The following is a 17107-nucleotide window of genomic DNA, read 5'->3' on the forward strand; positions in this document are numbered from 1 at the left end:
CAAGCAAACATAACCATCCGCCACCCGCCTGCCTTGATTGCTACGACGATTGCTGTAACTGTCACCTGAGATGCCCTGAACGGGCAGGCGTGGTATGGTTCGTCTGTTTGCTTTTCTTCTGGGGCTCATTCCGGCGGCCGCACTGGCGCAGGGCTGGGGCCGTGTGGCCGGACGTGTCACCGATGCCGAGACGGGCGCGCCGCTGGCCGCCGTGACCGTGCTCGTCGACGGTACCAACTACGGCACAGCCACCGACGAAGCCGGCCGCTACCAGCTCCGCCTGCCGGCCGGACGCTACGTGCTCCGCTTTTCGGCCATCGGCTACGCCACGCGGCGCGACTCGGTGACGATCGTGCGCGACGAGACGACCTGGCTCGACGTGGCCCTGGCCGTCGAAGTCGTCGAACTGGAAGACGTGACCGTCGAGGCGCGGGCCGCCGAGACCGAAGCGGGCGTCTTTACCATCGATCCGGAAACCGCCCAGCGCATTCCGGCTCCGCTCAGCAGCGGTTTCCGGGCGCTGAAGGTGCTACCCGGCGTCGTCTCCAACAACGAACTCTCCTACCAGTACTCGGTCCGGGGCGGCGGCTACAACGAAAACCTGGTCTTTATCGACGGCTTCGAGGTGTACCTGCCCTTCCGCGCCCAGAAGGGCGAGCAGGAAGGGCTGGGCCTGCTGAATCTGGCACTGGCCGAACAGGTGACGCTCTATGCGGGGGGCTTTCCGGCTCGATACGGCGGCAAGCTCTCCTCGGCGCTGGAAGTGCGCTACCGGCGTCCCTATCAGGAGCCACTGCGCGGCTCGGCCACGCTCTCGCTGCTCGATGCCGGGCTGGCGGCCGGCTCCTCGGCACTTGACGGCAAGATCGGCTGGATGCTCGGTGTCCGAAAGGCGCGCGCCCGCCGCTTTTTCAGCACCCAGGAACTCAAGGGCAACTACCAGCCGGATTACACCGACCTTCAGGGTACGCTGACCTTCCGCCCCTCCGCCCGCCATACGATCGAGCTGCTCGGCATCGCGGCCCACCACGACTTCCTGCTCGATCCCGGCACACGCAAGACCTACTTCGGCACGGTCAGTTTCGACCCGACGAAACCGTCCGATCTGGAATCCATCTGGCTGAGCTACGAAGGTGAGGAACGTGCGGGCTTCCGGACGTATTTCGGCGGCGCGCGCCTGTCGAGCTGGCTGGGGCCGGGCGTGCGGCTCTCGCACGAAGCCGCCTACTTTGAAACCGTGGAAAGTGAATCCCGTGACGTCAGCGCCAATGCGGTGCTCTACCAGGTGGACCCCGGCAGCGGCGAGCATGTGCCCGAGGGGGCTGCGCGTCAGCAGGACCTGGCCGACAACCAGGTGCGCGTGCAGACCTGGACGGCCGCCCAGCGCTGGCAGTTTTACCCGCACCGTCACGCAATCGAGGCGGGCGCTTACGTGCGCCACCTGGTCTTTACCGACCGACTCGACGAACTCTCGGCGGCCGTCGGCGCCGATCCGTCCGGCCAGGGGCTGCTGCGCGTGGTGCTCGACAGCCTCAATGCTCGCGCCCGCCTCGGCACCTGGCAGGCCGGCGGCTACGTGCAGGACGCCATCGAACTTTTACCTGAAAACCGCCTGCTCGTCACGGTGGGCGCCCGCCTGGACTATTTCGACTTCAACGGCGAGTGGACCGTCTCGCCCCGCCTGTCGGTTCGCTACAGAGCCTCCGACGTACTCACGCTCACCGGCGCCTGGGGCATCTACTACCAGCCGCCCTCCTACCAGGAGCTGCGCGGCCAGCCCAACCCGGAGCAGCCCCTGCGCGACCAGCTCAACCGCAACCTGAAGGCCCAGCGGGCGCACCTCGTGGTGGCCGGCGCCGAGTACTTTCTGCCTCGCAAGCGGCTCTACCTTCGCGCCGAAGCCTACTGGAAGGACCTGGACCGCCTGATCTCCTACGAAGTCGAAAACGTACACCTGGAGTACAGCGGCTTCAACGACAGCTACGGCTACGCCTACGGGCTCGATCTGCAGGTGCGCGGCGAGTTTGTGCCCGGCGTCGAAAGCTGGGTGAACTACGGTTTCCTCGTCACGCGCGAGCACTTCCTGCCGGCCTACGAGAACGACTACAACCGGGGCTGGCGGCCGCGCCCCACCGACCAGCGACATACGCTGTCGCTGTTCGTGCAGGACTATGTGCCGGGCGATCCGACCTGGAAGCTGCACCTGCGCATTCTGTTCGGAAGCGGCCTGCCCTACACGCCCCCGGTACCCGGCCGCCGCGTGGGCACCTACGTGGCTCAGGTGCCCGGCCCCCGCATGTCGGCCCGCTACCCGGAATACCGGCGCGTAGACATGGGCGCCACCAAAGAACTGGAGCTGACCCGCCTGCCCGACGGAAGGCCGGTCTATCTGGAGCTGAGCGGCGAACTGCTCAACGTGTTCGACATGACGAACACGGTCGATTACACCTGGATTCCCGGCCAGAACGGCATCTGGAAACGCATTCCCACCCGCCTCACGCCCCGCACGTTCAACCTCCGCCTCCGCGTCCGTTTCTGACCGCATAGCCGCACCCCGCGCCTTCGTCATGACCGGAGCAGCCTCAGCCCGGGCGGCGCGCTACTCCTCGCGGCGCACCTCGTAGGCAATCAGGCGGTCGGACATCATCACAGGCAGGTAGAGGCGCTGCTGCTCCGGCACGTAGTCGAAGTCGGCCGTGCCCTGGCTGACCTCGACGAGCACCTGCAGCGAGTCGATCGTGGGGTCGTAGAAAAAGACGCGGGCCGCGCCCCAGTCCGACAGGAAAAAGCCGCCGTCGGCCGGTTCCACGCCGTCGATCCCACCCAGTGGCCGCACGGCGCCCAGTGGACGCGGTGTACGATCCGCATAGGCGACGGCGTGCAGGTAGCGCACACCTCCCGGACGGGCAGCACTGCTGTCGGCCGCGGCCACCACCAGATAGTCCGGCAGCGCGTAGATGCCGTTCGGCGAGCGAAGCAGCGGCGAATCGAGCCAGACCGTCAGCGAGTCGCCCTGCAGCCGGTAGATGCGGTGCGTCTGGGAATCGGAGACGTACACGTTGCCGGCCGTGTCGGCCGTCACGTCGTTCAGGAAGCGTGCGCCCGGTGCCCCGTAGCGGGCGGTGATCTGTCCGGTGGCCGGATCGATTTCGACGAGCGTATCGATGTCGGCCACATAGAGCCGTCCCCGGCTGAGCGCCATACCCTTGGGCGCATGCAGGCCGGTCACCCAGCGGGCCTGCAACAGTACCCCGTCGGGTGCAATGCGACTGATGTAGCCGTTGCCGTCCTTTTCCGTCGGCCCGCCGTTGATGTTCGACACATAGATCACGTTCGCAACCGAATCGAACAGGGCCGATTCGGGTCGGGCCAGGCTGTCGCTCACCTCCCAGACCGGCGTCAGCGTCCAGTGTGTCACCACGGGCGAAGGTGCCAGCTGGCAGGCACTCAGCAGAACCAGCAGGGTGGCAATTTCCCGGGACATGGCGGCCGTCTGGATCGTTTCCGGTAGCCGCTTCAAGGTGAGCTGCCGATTACCGGACGAAGCCGTACTTCTGGCTCAAAGTCCCAGCCGATGCAGCAGATACTCCAGGCGAGCCCGCCAGCCCAGACCGTAGCCGTAGCGGGCGGCCGTGCCACGTCCCAGATGATGCACGTAGGTTTCGATTGGAAACGAAATCAGCCGATAACCGGCCTGTTCGGCCGCCCGAAAGTTTCGAATCGTCGGAAGGCCGTGGTGGATGAACGGCGGCAGTCGGAAGTAGAAGTCGCGACGCAGCAGCATGTGCGGGGTGGTGAGCACGGGCATTCCTCCCGGCTTCCGGAAGCCCCGGCGCCGATCCACCTCGACGACGCGACCGGCCCCATAAGCCATCGGATCGGCCTCCAGCGCCGCGATCATCGGTTCCAGAAAGCCGCCCCGCCGCGTCTCCGTGTCGCTGTCGAAAAAGTACACGTAGGGTGTCGAGACCGTCTCCATGGCCCGATGCATGGCCGGGCCGTGATAGATGTTTTCGGGCAGCCAGAGCGCCCGCGTCGTCCCTTCCCCTTCGGTCAGGAGCTGCTCGATGACCGTGCGGGAGTGATCCCGGGAGCCGTTATCGACGATCAGCAGCGATACGTCCGGGTAGTAGTGCCGGAAGGAACGCACGGCCACTTCCAGCAGCTCGGGCGTCTGGTAGTTGACGACGACGGCCGTAACGGGCAGCGACATGGCCCTGCAGGTTGCAACAAAAAAGGCGACGAGCCTGCAACGCCGGCCCGTCGCCCGTGGATTCCGTTCGGATGGGCTCAGCGTTCGACGCGTCCGGAGCCCGTGCCCTGCGCCAGCTTCTCCACCTCCTCCACACTCACCAGATTGAAATCCCCCGGAATCGTCTGCTTCAAACACGACGCCGCCACCGCAAACTCCAACGCCTCCCGCGTGTCACCCTTCGTCAACATACCGTAAATCAACCCACCCGCAAACGCATCCCCTCCCCCTACCCGGTCCACCAACTGGATCTCATACCGACGCGACCGATAACCCTCCCGACAATCCCGATCGTCCAACAACAACGCACTCCAGCCGTTGACCGACGCCGAATAACTCTCCCGAAGCGTGATCGCCACCGCCTCAAACCCAAACGTCCGCTTCAGCTCCTGCGCCAGCTCCCGATAGGCCGCCTCCTCCAGCTTCCCCGCCTCCACGTCCACCCCCTTCGGCTTAATCCCCAGGCTCTTCTCCGCGTCCTCCTCGTTCCCTATGCACACGTCCACGTATTCCATCAACGACCGCATCACCCGCTGCGCCTCCTCCACGCTCCAGAGCTTGGCCCGGTAGTTCAAATCCGCACTCACCTTCACCCCCAGCCGACGCGCCACCTCCAGCGCCCGACGAAGCTCCGAGCGCACCGCCTCGCCCAGCGCCGGCGTGATCCCCGTCCAGTGAAACCACCGCGCCCCCTCCAGCACTCGTTCCCAGTCGATCTCCCCTTCGCGAAGCGTCGTGATCGCCGCATGCGCCCGGTCGTAAATCACCTTCGAAGGCCGCTGACTGGCCCCCGTCTCCAGAAAGTAAATCCCGATCCGATCCCCGCCCCGCACGATGAAATCCGTCCGCACCCCGAACCGACGCAGATGATTGACCGCCGCCTGACCAATCTCGTGCTTGGGAAGCTTCGTCACGAAGTAACTCTCCAACCCGTAGTTGGCCAGCGATACGGCCACGTTCGCCTCCCCGCCTCCGAACGTCACCTCGAACGTCGACGCCTGCACAAACCGACTGAAACCCGGCGTCGACAGCCGCAACATGATCTCTCCAAACGTGACAACTTTCATGGCTGCTGCTCCGATTGGTTACTGGGCCCGTGCCTGACGAATGCTTTCCACGAGCGTGCGTGCGTTTTCGGTGAGCTTCTCCCAGCGCCCCTCGGCGATCGCCGCACGGTCCAGCAGCGCGCTGCCCACCCCCACCGCACACGCCCCCGCCCGAAGCCACTCGCCCGCGTTCGTGAGCGTCACCCCACCGGTGGGCATCAGCTTGAGCTGCGGCATCGGCGCTTTAATCGCCTTGAAAAACGCCATCCCCACCACGTCGGCCGGAAACACCTTCACGATGTCGGCCCCGGCCTCGTGCGCCGCCAGAATCTCCGTCGGCGTAAAGGCGCCCGGAAGCGCCGGCACGTCGTAGCGGTGCGCCGTCTGGATGATCTCCGGCTTGAAGACCGGACTGACCACGTAGCGGGCCCCGGCTTCGATGACCAGGCGGGCCGTCTCGGCGTCGAGCACGCTCCCGGCGCCCACCAGCGCCACGTCGCCCAGGCGACGCGCGACTTCTTCGATCATCTGAAAGGCGCGCGGCACGCTCATCGTGATTTCGATGGCCGTCACGCCGCCCTCGCAGATGGCTTCCACCACGCGCACCAGGCGCTCGGGGTCGCTCATGCGGATGACGGCCACCGCCCCGCGCCGGATCAATTCCGAAACAATCTCGTGGCGCATGGCTCTTTACCAGTTGAACATGGTGCCGTCTTCCTTGCGGTTGACGGGCAGATAGGCGCGCTCGTACGGATAGCGCGCCGCCAGCTCCTCGTTGAAGTCCACGCCCAGCCCCGGCGCATCGCCCGGATGCAGGTAGCCATCCTGGAAGTAGTAGGCATGCGGGAAGACCTCGTCGGTCTCGGGCGTGTGGCGCATGTATTCCTGGATGCCGAAGTTGGGCACCCACAGGTCGAAGTGCAGCGCGGCCGCCATCGTGATGGGCGACAGGTCCGTCGCCCCGTGGAAGCCCGTGCGCACGTGGTAGAGTTCGGCCAGCGCCGCCACCTTGCGCATGTGCGTGATGCCGCCGCCGCGCAGGACGGACGTCCGCAGATAGTCGATGAGCTGCTCGGTGATGAGCAGATGCGCGTCGTAGATCGAATTGAACACCTCCCCGACGGCCAGCGGCGTGGTAGTGTGCTGGCGAATCCACCGGAAGCTCTCCTGCAGCTCGGCCGGCACCGGGTCTTCGAGCCAGAACAGATGGTAGGGCTCCAGCTCTTTACCCAGGCGGGCCGCCTCGATGGGCGTCAGCCGGTGGTGGACGTCGTGCAGCAGGTGCACATCGTCGCCGTAGACATCGCGCAGGCGCTGGAAGAGTTTGGGAATGAAGTTCAGATACTTTTCGGTGGACCAGATGTGTTCGGGCGGCAGGCCCTTTTCGGCAGGCTCGTAGAAGAGCTTTCCGCGCCCGACTCCGTAGGTGGTGGGCAGGCCCGGGATGCCGCATTGCGCCCGCACGGCCTTGTAGCCCATCTCCAGGTAGCGGCCCACCTCATCGACGACCTCTTCGATGTCGCCGCCGCTGGCGTGGCCGTAGACCATCACACCGTAGCGGCTGGGTCCCCCCAGCAGGTTGTAAACGGGCGTGTTCAGCGCCTTGCCTTTGATGTCCCAGAGCGCCATATCGACGGCCGCGATGGCGCTCATCGTGACCGGACCGCGCCGCCAGTAAGCCCCTTTGTACAGGTACTGCCAGATGTCTTCGATCTGGAACGGATCGCGGCCGATCAGGCAGGGAATCACATGTTCTTCGAGATAGGCGACGACGGCCATTTCCCGGCCGTTCAGCGTGGCATCGCCCAGCCCGTAGATGCCTTCGTCCGTGTAGAGCTTCAGCGTAACGAAGTTGCGGCCGGGCGAGCAGACGAACACCTTTCCATCGGTGATCTTCATAGACGACTTCTATTAGCGGTTGATGGTTATTCGACATATCCAAAGACACGAGGCATCCAGAGGCTCAGCTCCGGCAGGTACGTCACCAGCAGCAGTGCGATGATCATCGCCGCGTACATGGGCAAGAGCGAGCGCAGCACGCGCGTCATGGGCGTCTGCGTCACGCCCAGTCCCACGAACAGCACGGTCCCCACGGGTGGCGTGCAGAGTCCGATGCAGAGATTGAGCACCAGGATGATCCCGAAGTGAATGGGATCGATGCCCAAATTCAGCGCCACCGGCAGAAAGATCGGGGTGAAAATCAGCACGGCGGGCGTCATGTCCATGAACGTCCCGACGGCCAGCAGCACGAAGTTGATGATCAGCAGAATCAGAATCTTGTTGTCGGTCAGGGCCAGCAGCGCCTGGCTGACGCCCTGGGGAATCTGCTCGTAGGCCAGGATCCACGACATGGCCATCGAAGTGGCGATGAGCAGCAGCACGATGGCGGTCGTGGAAGAAGCTTCGAGCAGCACGCGGGGTAGATCCCGCAGCCGCAACTCGCGGTAGAGCAGCGCCAGAATCAGCGCGTAGAGCACGGCCACGGCGGCCGCCTCGGTGGCCGTGAAGATGCCCCCGATGATACCGCCGATCACGATCACCAGCAGCAGCAGGCTGGGGGCAGCCTCCCAGAACGTGGTCCATAGACGGCGGAGGCTGGGCCGACCGGCCACCGGGTAGCGCCGCTTCCAGGCGATCCAGCCGGCCACGAGCATGAGCAGCAGACCGAGAAGAATGCCCGGAACGTAGCCCGCCAGAAACAGCGCAGCGATCGACGTACCGCCCGAGGCCAGCGAATAGACGATCAGGATGTTGCTGGGTGGAATGAGCAGGCCGGTAGTGGCCGAGGTGACGTTGACCGCCACGCTGTAGCCCTTGTCGTACCCCTCGCGCTCCATGTGCGGCGCCATGATGCTGCCGATGGCCGAGGCGGCGGCCGCCGCCGAACCCGAGATCGCCCCGAAGAGCATGGCCGCCAGGATGTTCACGTGCGCCAGCGCACCCGGCAACATACCCAGCGCCGCTTCGGCGAAGTTCACCAGTCGCCGGGCAATGCCGCCCCGGTTCATCAGATGCCCGGCCAGAATGAAAAACGGAATGGCCAGCAGCGTGAACGAATCGAGTCCGGTGGCGATGCGCTGCGCCTCGGTGGTCAGCGCCGGGGCCAGCGGCATGCTCGGCAGCATGGTCAGGATCGTGGCCAGCCCGATGCAGACCGCGATCGGCACGCCCAGCAGCAACAGCACCGCAAAGGAGACGACCAGAATCAGGACGGCGATCCACTCCATGAGTCCGGCTGTTTATTCGGCAGGGTCTGGTGGGTCCACCGGTGCCCCGGCGGTTCGCAGCGCCCGCACGCCCTTCCAGAGGTAGTAGCTCGAATAAAACCCGATAAAAGCCCCGCTCAGCGGGAGCACCAGGTACACGTACCCCAGGGGTACCTGCAGCGCGGCCGAGATCTGCCCCAGGTAGAGCATCAGCCACACCAGCCGCGCACCGCCCACAATCAGCAGCAGGGCAAAAGCCAGCGTGCACGCCTCGATGATCAGTTCAAGAATCTGTCGCTGTCGCCCCTGAAGGCGTCCCGGCAACAGATCGACGGCCAGATGCAGGTGCTGTCCCGCCGCATAGCTTCCGCCCAAGAGCCCCAGCCAGATCAACAGGAAGCGCGCCAGTTCCTCGGTGTACGAGCTCGGATCGCGCAGCACAAAGCGCGTAAACACCTGCCAGAGCACGTCCAGCACCAGCACCGCCATGATGACGATGACCAGACTGGCCAGCACGCGATCGATCACCTGCTTGAGACGCTCCATGTCACTCGACGGCTTTGATGCGCGCGATGAGCCGGTTCAGCTCCGGGCGATTCCGATACTGTTCGTAAATCGGCTGCACTTTCTCGACAAACGGTTGCTTGTCCGGATAAATGATCTCGACGCCGGCCTCCTGCACGGCCCGCAGCGCTTCCTCGGTGGATTCTTTCCAGAGCTGCTTCTGGTATTGCGCCGACTCCATCGCCGCTTCCTGCACCCACTGCCGCTGCTGCGGGGTGAGCCGATTCCACACGTGCAGGCTGATCAGCAGCACGTCGGGGATCGACGTGTGCTCGTCGAGTGTGTAGAAACGGGCCACCTCGTAGTGGTGCGACAGGTAGAACGACGGCGGATTGTTCTCGGCACCGTCCACAATGCCCTGCTGCAACGCCGTGAAGACCTCACCCCAGGGAATCGGCGTGGCCGAAGCGCCCATCAGGTTGACCATCTGAATCTGCGTGGGGCTTTCCAGCGTGCGAATCTTCAGCCCCCGCAAGTCGTCGGGTGTGTAGATGGGCCGCGTGACCGTGTAAAAACTCCGGCTCCCGGCGTCGTAGTAGCAGAGCCCGCGCAGCAGCACACGCTCGCCGGCCAGCAGCAGCTCCTGCCCGATGGGTCCTTCGAGCACCTTGAACCGGTGCGTGTCGTCCCGGAAGAGATAGGGCAGGCTGAACACCTGATACTCCGGCACGAAGCCCTCCAGCACGGCCGCCGACACTTTGGCCATGGCCAGGCTCCCGATCTGAAGCAGCTCCAGCAGCTCACGCTCCGAGCCCAGCTGCTGGCTCGGATAGACCACCACGCGGATGGTACCGCCGGACTTCTCCTCCAGGCGCTCGCCCAGATAGACCATGGCCCTGTGCACCGAGTGCGTGGGGCCCAGCGCATGCGCCAGCCGCAGCACGAGCACGTCCTGCGACCGGGAAGCGCATCCGGCCAGCACCAGCGCCAGCAATACCGGCACCCACGCACGCAACAGCATTCGCATCGGACCTGCGTCGATTCGTTCCTTAACCGTTTAAGCTAACATTTCGTTGTGATTCTGTCAAGGCTCCCGCCGGGCACCCTGCGATTTTATTGAAGACACGTGCACCTGCCTCCCTTCCTATCGAGCCCCGCCGCCCGGGCTTTCCTGTACAAGTAGAAAGCCCGCGCCCGCTTTTCACAGGAGCTTCACCAGACAATTCCCTTCCGGAACGCGCTCGCTTATCGGAACAGCAGATAGCAGAGCAGACCGGTGAGTACCACCACGGCCAGCAGGAGCAGCAGCACCGGCCCCATCGGAAGCACCGGCGGTACCGGATGACGCCAGGACATGGCTATCTGTCGTTGGTGGTTTGATCGGACCAGACGGAAGCAGGCAGTTCGCCCAGCACGGTGTGCAGTGTATTACGGGCGACGTACCAGGCGGCCAGAACCGCCTCGCGCTCGGCAACCCGGGGCACATGCCCGTCGGCCAGCGCCGCGGTCAGCTCTTCCAGATTCTCCGTGGGTTGGCAAAAAGCTCCAGGCTGCTGGCCAGCGGCACCGCGCATTGCCAGTAACGTCGCAAGGGGGCTTTTTTGCTAAGTGGAACATCGTGGAAAATCAGAAAAGCGCGCAGCGCAGCTTTGAGCGCCTGGAGCGTCTGCTCCGCTGCCTCGCCCCAGTGCTGTGATCGACGCTGTTGCAGCAGCCTGGCCGCCTTCTGAAGCAGCATGCGCGTCAGGTCCAGCCGCTCGTTCAGCGGCAACGAAACAGGCTCCATCGTTTCGTTCAGGAAGCCCGATGGTGTCGGTTGGCGATCAGGATGCGCGGCCAGAGCAGCCGCGCCCAGCCTACAACGGCGAGCAGTTCGAGCAGGCGACCGGCCGTCTGCACCTCCCGGACGGCGCCCATCGCGCCGACAACAACCAGCCACACGCCCATTGCCAGTAATCCGCCGGCCGCCCAAGCGCCCCGGTCCGGCGGTCGCTCACCGCGCGTCCGGGGTAGAATCCACCAGGCCACCGCCACGGCAAACAGCACCATGAAGCCCAGCAGCACCAGCTCGACGTGCACCGTCAGCAGACCGGGCAGAGCCGGTAGCCATCCGGCCTTGTGCACCAGCAGCCAGGCGCCCGCCGTAAAGCCCAGCAGCAGATGCACCAGCGACAGACGAACCAGCCAGTAGCTTGCGGGCGGCATGGCTCAGCGGCGTTTGACCCGGGTCCACAGATAGCCGGCCATGAGCGCGCCGGCCGTCCACTGCAGCAGCGCCGAAAGCGCCAGCAGTATCTTCCACAGGGGCGCGGCCGTCCAGGCAATGGCCGGCTCGGCCACCAGGCGTAGCAGGATGCCCGCATTGAGCAGCGGATAGGCTGCGCGCGCCAGCGCCTGCGGGCCGTAGGGCCGGGCGCGCGAATGCCGCGGAAACAGCCAGAACGCCACGCCGAAGATCAACTGCGTCAGCCAGCCCACCGTCAGCAGGTGAATCCACGCAGGCCAGAGCAGGCCCTGCCAGAACGACGCGCCGCCCTCGGCCGGCCATACGATCACCACCCCCAGCAGCAACGCCAGCGCCAGATAGGCCAGGGCCGTCTTGACGTACCAGCGCGAAAGGTCAGGCATAGGCGTCGAAGGTCTGCTTGCGCCGTCGCCGCTGCTCCACCCACGTGGTCCCGACGGTAACCCCCAGAAAGATCAGGATCGCCAGCGCGTTCAGCAAGCCGCCCCAGCGTCGCCAGAGCAGCAGACCGGCTACATTCCCCACAAGGCGCACGATCAGCGCAGCGTGCAGAAGTACCAGGTGTCCGTAGAAAAACGGTCGCCAGGCCACGGGCACGCCCAGCACCGACGGAAAGATGATCGGCGCGTGTCCGAAGACCATGCTGAAAACGAAGCCCACCAGCACCGCATGCAGGGCCGCATCGTACCACGGTCCGGCCACGAGCTGTCCGCGCACGAGCATCACGAGCCCGCCCACCACGAGCCAGCCGTAGCCCAGCAGCAGGCACCAGGCGATAAAGCGCGTCAATCCCGGCTGGCGTACCGTGTGGCGGGCCACGTCGTAGCGCAGCAGCCAGAGCGCCAGCAGGATCAGCGTGGCGCCCGTCAGGTGCCAGGCCAGCGGCGGATGTACGAACGTCAGCAGCAGGCTCAGTCCGTAGAGCCCGACGATGCCCAGAAACTGATGCTCGACGCGGGCGCCGTGCAGCAGCATGCGGCTGAGTTCAAGGCGCTCGCCGGCGATCGTCAGCACCAGAAACGCCATCCACCAGGGCACCACTGCCGGCACCGGCTGTCCGAGCAGCCAGGCTGCATTGCCGACGATCAGCGCGACGGCTCCGGCGGCCATCACCAGCAGAAACGACGCGCGTTGAATGCGCAGGGCCGCCGCAAAAATCCCGACCAGCCCCAGGCTTCCCAGCGTCAGCAGCAGCGGTCCGGCCAGCCGACTGCCGGCCAGGGTCAGCAGCGCGCCCAGTCCGCAGAGTGCCGGCACGGCGTAGGCCGGCGGTCGATCCAGCGCCACGGCCCGCTCCAGGCTGATCAGCGTCCCGAAAAAGCCCGCAATCATCAGCGGTCCATGCAGCAGGGCCAGGGAAGGCGCCACGCCGAGCTGCCAGCCCAGCCGCTCCAGTCCGGCCGCCAGACCCGTCAGCAGGGCCACCATGCCGAGCGCCAGCAGGGGAAAGCGCCGTTTCATAAGTCCGTCGCGGCTTTGCGAAGCAGATAGTCGCGGAGCACCACGGCCTGGTTGTGCTCCGGATCGCGCGCGCCGTAGCAGAGCGTCAGCCGCCCCGCGCGGGCACGCTCGAGCAACCAGCGCACCCCTTCCGGATTGGCCTCCAGTTCGGCCTCGTAGCGGCGTCGGAATTCCTCCCAGCGGGCCGGATCGTGCCCGAACCAGCGCCGCAGCGCGTCGCTCGGCGCCACGTCCTTCCGCCAGGCGTCCAGCGCAGCGGCGTCTTTTCTCAAGCCACGGGGCCAGAGCCGATCGACCAGCACCCGGAAGCCGTCGTCCGGCGCCGGCGGCTCGTAACCCCGTTTGATCCGGATATCCATCGCAACTCGACGATGGACGATTCAAGTGGCCTGTTCGGCCAGTGCGGCTTCTACCTCCACATGATCGGCCGCAGTGGGTGGCGGCGAGACCACCGCCAGCGCCACCAGCCGCGTGTGCGCCCGCACGCTCCGCGGCGTCCCGGCCGGCACGCACACCACCGAGCCCGGTCCCACCACACCTTCCTTCTCCCCGGCAATGACCAGTCCGTGACCCTCCAGCACGGTCAGGACCAGATCCACGCCCGGCGTGTGCAGCGGAATCTGCTGGCCGGGCTCAAAACACACGAGCTGCACCTTCAGTCGGTCGTTCTGCGCCAGCGGTACCGGCCGAAAACGTTCCGGATCGAACTGCACCCACTCGGCCGCCCTCAGAATCATCGGATCCATGGCTTTTTCCATGTTTTGCCCTTTACATGCCGCCACGCACCAGCAACACGGCCAGCGCCAGGATCGCCAGCGACAGCAGCGTCATCAGGCGCCCCAGGTAGCTGGCCACGCAGCGCAGGTGCTCGGCCGACGCCTCGCCGCGCTCCAGGAGTTGCATGGTACGCGGCCCCAGATAGAAATCGTGCACGGCGCTGATGCCCATTACGAGCAGCACCAGCACCAGCTTCCAGGCCAGCGTACGTCCCCAGGGCCCCTGCCAGAGCGCTCCGGAAAACAGGTCGTCCCAGCCATAGCCCCGATAGCCGATGTTCACGATCCCCGTGATCACCAGCAGCAGCAACACCGTCCAGCCGATCCACCGGAAGCGCAGGCCGAGCTGATAGAGCATGGCCGTCCGCACCGGGGCAAATTCCGGGCGGCGCAGCAGGGGCACCACGGCCACGCCCAGAAAAATCATCGAGCCGATCCAGACGGTGGCCGCCAGAATGTGCAGCCACACGGAAAACAGATACCAGCCGGACATCTTACGACGCCTCCGATACGTCCCAGGTCAGAATGTCTCTCTCCGATTTGGGTCGGTTGCGCCACGCCTCGGCCTCGGGCAGCGGCGCTTTCTTCTGCGTGATGTTGAAGCCCTGCGCCTTCCACTGCTCGGCCAGGTACCGATTCCACTCGATGTAGTGCTGCCATTCCTCCGGCACCTCGTCGTCCGGATAGATGGCCTCGGTGGGGCATACCGGCACGCAGGCGTTGCAGTCGATGCATTCGTCCGGATGAATCGCCAGGAAGTTCGGCCCCTCGTAGAAGGCGTCCACCGGGCAGACTTCGACGCAGTCGGTGTACTTGCAGTTGATGCAGGGCTCGCAGACGACGTAGGGCATGGCTACCAGAGGGTTTAAGGTGACGGTTGGAATTCGCCGGGGCGATAGAACCAGATTTCCCAGTCGTCGCCTTCGCCGCGGGCGATCCAGTGCGCCCAGCCTTTCAGGCGCATCACGCCGAAAAGCGGCACGGGCTTGAACGTCGCCCGCAGGCGAAGCACGTGACCGGGCGGTACGCGACCGGCCGTTTCCATGATCAGCGAAAACGGCTCGCCGCCGCTCCGCAGAATCGGCCGCACGTCCAGTTCCACAAACCGGTCTTCCGAAAGCCCGGCCAGAAAGGCCGGGGGTTGCGAGACGGTTTCCGACATGGCTTTCCCGGGTTTTCAGTAGGAACGCGCGTACATCGGAAAGCGATAGCGCCGCACCTCGGGATCGATCATGTAGGGCGACCAGGGGGGCTCCCAGACCAGCTCGATGATGCCCCGCCGGATGCCCGGCGTGCGCTGCAGCACCCGGGCGACTTCCTGCTTGATATAGCTCGACATCGGACAGGCCGGCGTGGTCATCGTGAGCTTGATCTCGACGGTGCCGTCGGGCGACACCTGCAGATCGTAGATCAATCCCAGATCCACAATGTTCAAACCGACTTCGGGGTCGATCACCGAACGCAGGCGCTCGACCACCTCCAGTCGGGATGGTACCGGCGTGCTCATGATTCCGCCTCCCGTTTTTCCACCTGAACGCGCCAGACCTCCGGTCCGCGCTCCAGGTAGGTGAATCGAAACGCTTCGGCGCCCTGCTCGGCCAGCAGCGTGTAGTACATGCACGAAGGCTCGTGGTCCACGACCAGCTCGAGCACTTCGCCCGGTGCCAGCTGCCGGTAGGCGCCCATGATGGTTTCCAGACGCGCCCGTGGCGGCACGGGCCGCACGTCCAGCACAAGGTCGGGCGTTGCAGTCCTGGTCTTCATGATGCCGCTATGCCGGTTTGCAGCAGGCGACGCGCCCGGGGAAACAGAATGTTGTTCTCGCGATGCACGTGGCGATGCATGTCGGCTTCGAGCGCCTGGAGCCCTTCCAGAAGCGCTCGGAAGCTGCTGCAGGCCCATTCGGGCGGCCGATAGTTCCCGGAAAGCATCCGCAACCGGTGCAGCGCCTCGCCGGCCGCATCGTGCTCCTGTTCGGCCTGCACGAGCAGCGGCTCCAGCTCGGCCGCGGCGTCGGCCGAGCCCTCCTCCAGCGCCCGGATCAGCGGAAAGATCGCTTCTTCCTCGCTGCGCATGTGGGCCTCCAGCTCCAGCTTCAGCCGCCCGAACACCTCGCGGGCTTCGTGCAGCCAGGTGCCCTGATGCCCGTGCACCTGGGCGACCCGGTCCATCAGCGCGCTCAACCGCGGCAGCTCGCGACGCAAGTACGCATGGTGTGTCGCGACGATATGGTCGATCAGGTCGGCCAGCGGCCGCGTGCGCCAGTCGACGGCGGGTTCGTCGGCCGCCTCAGTCGTTTCCAGGGCGTCCAGCACGGCCGCCACCGTGGCCGGATCCAGCCCGCGCTCCCGACAGGCGGCTTCCAGTGAGCGATCACCGCCGCAGCAGTAGTCCAGTCCCAGGCGGTCGAACAGCGCCGCCCGCCGCTCGTCGGCGGCCACCAGCTCGCCGAGCGTCTTGCTTAAAAGCTCCGACATGGCTTTTTCATGGTTTGGTTCGGGTGAACTGCTTGTTTTCAAAGGGCCTGAAGTCAACGTCCGGGCACTGCTATCTCGAAACCCCGGCACGCGCCTGTCGGGCGGCTGCGGTTCCACATCCCCAACCGCGCCGTCGCAGCAGCCACGTCTCCCACGCCGGAAGTCGATCCGGGCCGGACGGAATCAGCGCCACCGTACCGGTGTAACCGGCCAGGGTCAGCGCCGCCAGAAACGCCCCGACGCCGGTCGGTGCCCCGGCCTCCTGTCCTTCGGGTCCACTCCCCGGAAGCCGCACATGGGCCAGCGTGGGGAGCGTCTGCGCCAGCACCACCCGCCAGGTGCCCTGCTGCAGCGCCTCGGGCTCCGGCTGATAGCAGGTGAACATCCCCTGTTGTTGCGCCCATGCCACGGCCTGCTCGACTTCGGCCAGGTCGCTCCCGTGCACCAGCGCCGCCCGTACCGGACGGGGCAACTCCTCGACCGGCGCCCGGAGCAACAGCCCGGCGCCCAGGCGATGCGCCTCGCCGGCCCAGGTCATCAGTTCGCTCAGCCGTGGCCGCCCCGGCAGCGCCAGCCAGTAGACGGGCACCGGTGGCACGACCGCTTCGTCGCCGGCCTCGATCGGACAGCGCAGCGACTCGTACCGATGACCCTGCCCCCGGCCGAGCACCAGCTCCAGCCCGGCCAGCGCCCGACGCCGGCAGGCCACGCCCAGTTCGTCGAGCGTGGCCGCCGGCAACGCATCGCTGCTGAGCAACAGCTTCATGCCCGCACCCGCGTAATGCGTACGCGCCAGACCTCAGGCCCCTGCTCCAGGTACTCCCACGTAAACTGGCCGCTGCGCTCAAACTCGAACTGATAGCGCAGCGGCACCGGATCGTGATCGTTCACCAGCACGAACGACTCGCCCGGCGCCAGTGCATCGAACGTGGCGAAGATCGTGGCGTGCTTCTCACGCGGCGGAATCGGCCGCACGTCCAGCGTCTTTTCGGTCTGCGTGCTCATGGTTGCATTCAGGTTATCAATTCAGGACAAAAGACACCTCAAATGTACACGCGCCACCGCTCCATGTCAAGTTTTAGAAGGAAAAAATCTTTTTTATTGACAGAAGCTCCACGAACCCGTAGTTTACGGGCGGGC

General features: G+C 65.6%; 23 protein-coding genes. 1 reads left to right on the forward strand and 22 read right to left on the reverse strand.

Annotation, left to right across the window (positions count from 1 at the left end):
* Positions 1–94: 94 nt before the first annotated feature.
* Positions 95–2539 (forward strand): TonB-dependent receptor, encoded by a 2445-nt coding sequence (locus GYH26_RS12250; protein WP_161541894.1) that lies wholly within the window; start codon positions 95–97, stop codon positions 2537–2539.
* Positions 2540–2599: 60 nt separating this feature from the next.
* Here the strand turns inward: GYH26_RS12250 and GYH26_RS12255 are convergent, their stop codons facing one another.
* The 22 genes from GYH26_RS12255 to GYH26_RS12360 all read right to left on the reverse strand — a co-directional run bounded on the left by GYH26_RS12255 (position 2600) and on the right by GYH26_RS12360 (position 16972).
* Complete coding sequence (locus tag GYH26_RS12255; protein WP_242006415.1) at positions 2600–3520, reverse strand: SMP-30/gluconolactonase/LRE family protein; 921 nt, start codon at positions 3518–3520, stop codon at positions 2600–2602.
* A 39-nt stretch (positions 3521–3559) separates the two neighbouring features.
* Positions 3560–4213, reverse strand: coding sequence for a glycosyltransferase family 2 protein (locus GYH26_RS12260; RefSeq protein ID WP_161541895.1), 654 nt, complete (start codon positions 4211–4213; stop codon positions 3560–3562).
* Between the two features lie 77 nt (positions 4214–4290).
* The gene (locus tag GYH26_RS12265) at positions 4291–5319 is read right to left on the reverse strand and encodes a sugar kinase (RefSeq protein WP_161541896.1); all 1029 of its coding nucleotides are present in this window, start codon (positions 5317–5319) and stop codon (positions 4291–4293) included.
* 18 nt (positions 5320–5337) lie between these two features.
* A complete protein-coding gene (locus tag GYH26_RS12270; protein ID WP_161541897.1) occupies positions 5338–5982 on the reverse strand; it encodes a bifunctional 4-hydroxy-2-oxoglutarate aldolase/2-dehydro-3-deoxy-phosphogluconate aldolase in 645 nt (214 codons plus the stop codon).
* Between the two features lie 6 nt (positions 5983–5988).
* Positions 5989–7197 carry a D-mannonate dehydratase ManD gene (gene manD / locus GYH26_RS12275; RefSeq protein ID WP_012844766.1) on the reverse strand — a complete coding sequence of 403 codons (1209 nt, stop codon included), beginning with the start codon at positions 7195–7197 and terminating at the stop codon, positions 5989–5991.
* A 26-nt stretch (positions 7198–7223) separates the two neighbouring features.
* On the reverse strand, positions 7224–8525 hold the full coding sequence (locus GYH26_RS12280) for a TRAP transporter large permease (protein WP_161541898.1): 1302 nt from the start codon (positions 8523–8525) through the stop codon (positions 7224–7226).
* A gap of 12 nt (positions 8526–8537) precedes the next feature.
* Positions 8538–9050, reverse strand: coding sequence for a TRAP transporter small permease (locus GYH26_RS12285; protein WP_161541899.1), 513 nt, complete (start codon positions 9048–9050; stop codon positions 8538–8540).
* 1 nt (position 9051) lies between these two features.
* Complete coding sequence (locus GYH26_RS12290) at positions 9052–10035, reverse strand: TRAP transporter substrate-binding protein (RefSeq protein ID WP_081440079.1); 984 nt, start codon at positions 10033–10035, stop codon at positions 9052–9054.
* A gap of 480 nt (positions 10036–10515) precedes the next feature.
* Positions 10516–10794, reverse strand: a complete 279-nt coding sequence (locus GYH26_RS12295) for a hypothetical protein (RefSeq protein WP_161541900.1) — start codon at positions 10792–10794, stop codon at positions 10516–10518.
* An 8-nt stretch (positions 10795–10802) separates the two neighbouring features.
* Complete coding sequence (locus GYH26_RS12300) at positions 10803–11213, reverse strand: hypothetical protein (protein ID WP_161541901.1); 411 nt, start codon at positions 11211–11213, stop codon at positions 10803–10805.
* A 3-nt stretch (positions 11214–11216) separates the two neighbouring features.
* Complete coding sequence (locus GYH26_RS12305; RefSeq protein WP_161541902.1) at positions 11217–11636, reverse strand: hypothetical protein; 420 nt, start codon at positions 11634–11636, stop codon at positions 11217–11219.
* Complete coding sequence (locus GYH26_RS12310) at positions 11629–12714, reverse strand: hypothetical protein (RefSeq protein ID WP_161541903.1); 1086 nt, start codon at positions 12712–12714, stop codon at positions 11629–11631. Before GYH26_RS12310 ends, GYH26_RS12305 begins: the two co-directional genes overlap by 8 nt.
* Complete coding sequence (locus tag GYH26_RS12315) at positions 12711–13073, reverse strand: DUF488 domain-containing protein (protein ID WP_161541904.1); 363 nt, start codon at positions 13071–13073, stop codon at positions 12711–12713. The genes GYH26_RS12310 and GYH26_RS12315 overlap by 4 nt, the downstream gene beginning before the upstream one ends.
* Positions 13074–13094: 21 nt before the next feature.
* Positions 13095–13460 carry a cupin domain-containing protein gene (locus tag GYH26_RS12320; protein ID WP_197738531.1) on the reverse strand — a complete coding sequence of 122 codons (366 nt, stop codon included), beginning with the start codon at positions 13458–13460 and terminating at the stop codon, positions 13095–13097.
* Between the two features lie 22 nt (positions 13461–13482).
* A complete protein-coding gene (locus GYH26_RS12325) occupies positions 13483–13983 on the reverse strand; it encodes a DUF4149 domain-containing protein (protein ID WP_161541905.1) in 501 nt (166 codons plus the stop codon).
* Between the two features lies 1 nt (position 13984).
* Positions 13985–14341: a ferredoxin FdxA gene (fdxA, locus tag GYH26_RS12330; RefSeq protein ID WP_161541906.1), complete on the reverse strand. Its 357-nt coding sequence runs from the start codon at positions 14339–14341 to the stop codon at positions 13985–13987.
* A gap of 14 nt (positions 14342–14355) precedes the next feature.
* A complete protein-coding gene (locus GYH26_RS12335) occupies positions 14356–14652 on the reverse strand; it encodes a DUF2249 domain-containing protein (protein ID WP_161541907.1) in 297 nt (98 codons plus the stop codon).
* Between the two features lie 15 nt (positions 14653–14667).
* Positions 14668–14997, reverse strand: coding sequence for a metal-sulfur cluster assembly factor (locus tag GYH26_RS12340; protein ID WP_161541908.1), 330 nt, complete (start codon positions 14995–14997; stop codon positions 14668–14670).
* Positions 14994–15254 carry a DUF2249 domain-containing protein gene (locus tag GYH26_RS12345; RefSeq protein WP_161541909.1) on the reverse strand — a complete coding sequence of 87 codons (261 nt, stop codon included), beginning with the start codon at positions 15252–15254 and terminating at the stop codon, positions 14994–14996. Before GYH26_RS12345 ends, GYH26_RS12340 begins: the two co-directional genes overlap by 4 nt.
* Positions 15251–15967: an iron-sulfur cluster repair di-iron protein gene (gene ric / locus GYH26_RS12350; RefSeq protein WP_161541910.1), complete on the reverse strand. Its 717-nt coding sequence runs from the start codon at positions 15965–15967 to the stop codon at positions 15251–15253. Before ric ends, GYH26_RS12345 begins: the two co-directional genes overlap by 4 nt.
* Before the next feature lie 70 nt (positions 15968–16037).
* Positions 16038–16733, reverse strand: coding sequence for a hypothetical protein (locus GYH26_RS12355; RefSeq protein ID WP_161541911.1), 696 nt, complete (start codon positions 16731–16733; stop codon positions 16038–16040).
* Positions 16730–16972: a DUF2249 domain-containing protein gene (locus tag GYH26_RS12360; RefSeq protein WP_012844784.1), complete on the reverse strand. Its 243-nt coding sequence runs from the start codon at positions 16970–16972 to the stop codon at positions 16730–16732. Before GYH26_RS12360 ends, GYH26_RS12355 begins: the two co-directional genes overlap by 4 nt.
* Between the last annotated feature and the right edge of the window lie 135 nt (positions 16973–17107).

The organism is Rhodothermus marinus (assembly GCF_009936275.1).
In the GTDB taxonomy this organism is placed as follows: domain Bacteria; phylum Bacteroidota; class Rhodothermia; order Rhodothermales; family Rhodothermaceae; genus Rhodothermus; species Rhodothermus marinus_A.

Excerpts from the sequence above, each read along its gene's own strand:
- GYH26_RS12250 (WP_161541894.1), top strand. The coding sequence starts at position 95 with ATGGTTCGTCTGTTTGCTTTTCTTCTGGGGCTCATTCCGGCGGCCGCA.
- GYH26_RS12260 (WP_161541895.1), bottom strand. The coding sequence starts at position 4,213 with ATGTCGCTGCCCGTTACGGCCGTCGTCGTCAACTACCAGACGCCCGAG.
- GYH26_RS12265 (WP_161541896.1), bottom strand. The coding sequence starts at position 5,319 with ATGAAAGTTGTCACGTTTGGAGAGATCATGTTGCGGCTGTCGACGCCG.
- GYH26_RS12270 (WP_161541897.1), bottom strand. The coding sequence starts at position 5,982 with ATGCGCCACGAGATTGTTTCGGAATTGATCCGGCGCGGGGCGGTGGCC.
- manD (WP_012844766.1), bottom strand. The coding sequence starts at position 7,197 with ATGAAGATCACCGATGGAAAGGTGTTCGTCTGCTCGCCCGGCCGCAAC.
- GYH26_RS12280 (WP_161541898.1), bottom strand. The coding sequence starts at position 8,525 with ATGGAGTGGATCGCCGTCCTGATTCTGGTCGTCTCCTTTGCGGTGCTG.
- GYH26_RS12285 (WP_161541899.1), bottom strand. The coding sequence starts at position 9,050 with ATGGAGCGTCTCAAGCAGGTGATCGATCGCGTGCTGGCCAGTCTGGTC.
- GYH26_RS12290 (WP_081440079.1), bottom strand. The coding sequence starts at position 10,035 with ATGCGAATGCTGTTGCGTGCGTGGGTGCCGGTATTGCTGGCGCTGGTG.
- GYH26_RS12295 (WP_161541900.1), bottom strand. The coding sequence starts at position 10,794 with ATGGAGCCTGTTTCGTTGCCGCTGAACGAGCGGCTGGACCTGACGCGC.
- GYH26_RS12300 (WP_161541901.1), bottom strand. The coding sequence starts at position 11,213 with ATGCCGCCCGCAAGCTACTGGCTGGTTCGTCTGTCGCTGGTGCATCTG.
- GYH26_RS12305 (WP_161541902.1), bottom strand. The coding sequence starts at position 11,636 with ATGCCTGACCTTTCGCGCTGGTACGTCAAGACGGCCCTGGCCTATCTG.
- GYH26_RS12310 (WP_161541903.1), bottom strand. The coding sequence starts at position 12,714 with ATGAAACGGCGCTTTCCCCTGCTGGCGCTCGGCATGGTGGCCCTGCTG.
- GYH26_RS12315 (WP_161541904.1), bottom strand. The coding sequence starts at position 13,073 with ATGGATATCCGGATCAAACGGGGTTACGAGCCGCCGGCGCCGGACGAC.
- GYH26_RS12320 (WP_197738531.1), bottom strand. The coding sequence starts at position 13,460 with ATGGATCCGATGATTCTGAGGGCGGCCGAGTGGGTGCAGTTCGATCCG.
- GYH26_RS12325 (WP_161541905.1), bottom strand. The coding sequence starts at position 13,983 with ATGTCCGGCTGGTATCTGTTTTCCGTGTGGCTGCACATTCTGGCGGCC.
- fdxA (WP_161541906.1), bottom strand. The coding sequence starts at position 14,341 with ATGCCCTACGTCGTCTGCGAGCCCTGCATCAACTGCAAGTACACCGAC.
- GYH26_RS12335 (WP_161541907.1), bottom strand. The coding sequence starts at position 14,652 with ATGTCGGAAACCGTCTCGCAACCCCCGGCCTTTCTGGCCGGGCTTTCG.
- GYH26_RS12340 (WP_161541908.1), bottom strand. The coding sequence starts at position 14,997 with ATGAGCACGCCGGTACCATCCCGACTGGAGGTGGTCGAGCGCCTGCGT.
- GYH26_RS12345 (WP_161541909.1), bottom strand. The coding sequence starts at position 15,254 with ATGAAGACCAGGACTGCAACGCCCGACCTTGTGCTGGACGTGCGGCCC.
- ric (WP_161541910.1), bottom strand. The coding sequence starts at position 15,967 with ATGTCGGAGCTTTTAAGCAAGACGCTCGGCGAGCTGGTGGCCGCCGAC.
- GYH26_RS12355 (WP_161541911.1), bottom strand. The coding sequence starts at position 16,733 with ATGAAGCTGTTGCTCAGCAGCGATGCGTTGCCGGCGGCCACGCTCGAC.
- GYH26_RS12360 (WP_012844784.1), bottom strand. The coding sequence starts at position 16,972 with ATGAGCACGCAGACCGAAAAGACGCTGGACGTGCGGCCGATTCCGCCG.